Annotated in this window: 1 protein-coding gene; it reads left to right on the forward strand. The window is 62.2% G+C overall.

The features are described 5' to 3' along the window. Positions 1 to 105: 105 nt before the first annotated feature. Positions 106 to 1,458: a tetratricopeptide repeat protein gene (locus tag HX839_RS13740; protein WP_177029209.1), complete on the forward strand. Its 1,353-nt coding sequence runs from the start codon at positions 106 to 108 to the stop codon at positions 1,456 to 1,458. Positions 1,459 to 1,588 lie beyond the last annotated feature (130 nt).

The following is a 1,588-nucleotide window of genomic DNA, read 5'->3' on the forward strand; positions in this document are numbered from 1 at the left end:
CCAAGGCTCGGCAGCTGCTACGGTAAGGTTTGAAGTTTGAGGGCCCCATCACTGGCACAAGGTTTGCCCTTCTAACCGCTATCTGAACCCATGAGTTTGAAGCGCATGTCACTGGATTACCTGGGCAACCCCATCGACACCCTCAACCCCGCCACCCGTCAGGGCCTGGATGATTTCGTCGGCGGTTTTCTCGGCTATCAGCCCCGTGCCGAGGGCATCCTCGCGGTCGCCGATGCCGACCCCGACTCAGCATTGGCCAACGGATTTGCCGGCCTGCTGCTGATGTTTATCGAGTCGCCCGAGGGCCCTGTGCTGGCCGAGAAGTACCGTCAGCGGGCGGCGGCGGTGAATTCCCGGCATCCACGGGCGCTCGTGTATCTGCAAGTGCTGCAAGCCTGGATCAACGACGAGCTGGATGAAGTGCTGCGCCTCAGCGAGCATCTGCTGGATCTTTATCCGCGGGACCTGCTTGCGGCCAAGCTCAACCAGTACCTGGAATTCAACCGGGGCAACTGGCCGGCGCTGCTTCGAATCGGTTTGAAAGCCACCGCCGGCGCGCCGGATATCGCCCACAGTCACGGGCTACTGGCGTTTGCGTATGAGCAGTGTCATTTGCTGGAGGAAGCCGAGGCCAGTGCGCTTGAAGCGTTGCGGTTGCAGGCGTCCGAGCCATGGGCCCATCACGCATTGGCCCATGTGATGCTGACCCAGGGGCGTATCGAGGAAGGCATCGGGTTTCTGGAGGGCGTGAAGCAGCACTGGGACGGGCTTAACTCGTTCATGTACACCCATAACTGGTGGCATCTCGCGTTGTTTTATCTGGGGCGCGGGGAGGATCAGCGGGTGCTGGAGATTTATGACCGGCATGTGTGGGGGATCTTGCCGGAGTACTCCCAGGATCAGGTGGGCGCGGTGTCATTGCTGGCGCGGCTGGAGCTGGCCGGGATTGATGTGGGTGAGCGGTGGCAGGCGTTGGCGCCCTACCTGCAGCGTCGGGTTGGGGATGCGGTACAGCCGTTTTTGAGTGTGCAGTATTTGTATGGGTTGGCCCGGGCGGGCAAGCCTGAGGCGGATCAGTTGTTGGCGGCTTTGCGCAGGCACAGTGTGGAAGCGCGGCCGGTTTGGGGGGAAGTGACGTTGCCGTTGGCTGAGGGGTTGTTGGCGCATGCCCGGGGGGATGCCCGGCGGGCGTTGGAACAGCTGGGGATAGCGTTGCCGCGGCTGAATGAGATTGGCGGGAGTCATGCGCAGCGGGATTTGTTTGCGCAGGTGGAGCTGGACGCACGGTTGCGGGTTGGGGATTGGCTTGGGGCGCAGCAGACGCTGGAATTGCGCCGGCGGTATGACGGGCTGGATGTCCCGACGAACCGAGCTTTGGTGGTGGTGTATGAGGCTTTGGGGTTGCCTGGGGAGGCACTGCGGGCGCGGGCGCGGATTGGGGGGATATCCGTTATTTAGGTGATGGCTTGTATTGGTTCCGCTTTTGCCCCACCACTCGGCACCTCACTTCGGCCAGCGTGGTTTAACGGGGCGCCTAAGATCAAGATCAAAAGCAGATCAACAGCACAGCGGCCTCCCGGCCGGCTTG

This window comes from Pseudomonas sp. I8001 (genome assembly GCF_013385345.1).
Lineage (GTDB): Bacteria > Pseudomonadota > Gammaproteobacteria > Pseudomonadales > Pseudomonadaceae > Aquipseudomonas.

Excerpts from the sequence above, each read along its gene's own strand:
- HX839_RS13740 (WP_177029209.1), top strand. The coding sequence starts at position 106 with ATGTCACTGGATTACCTGGGCAACCCCATCGACACCCTCAACCCCGCC.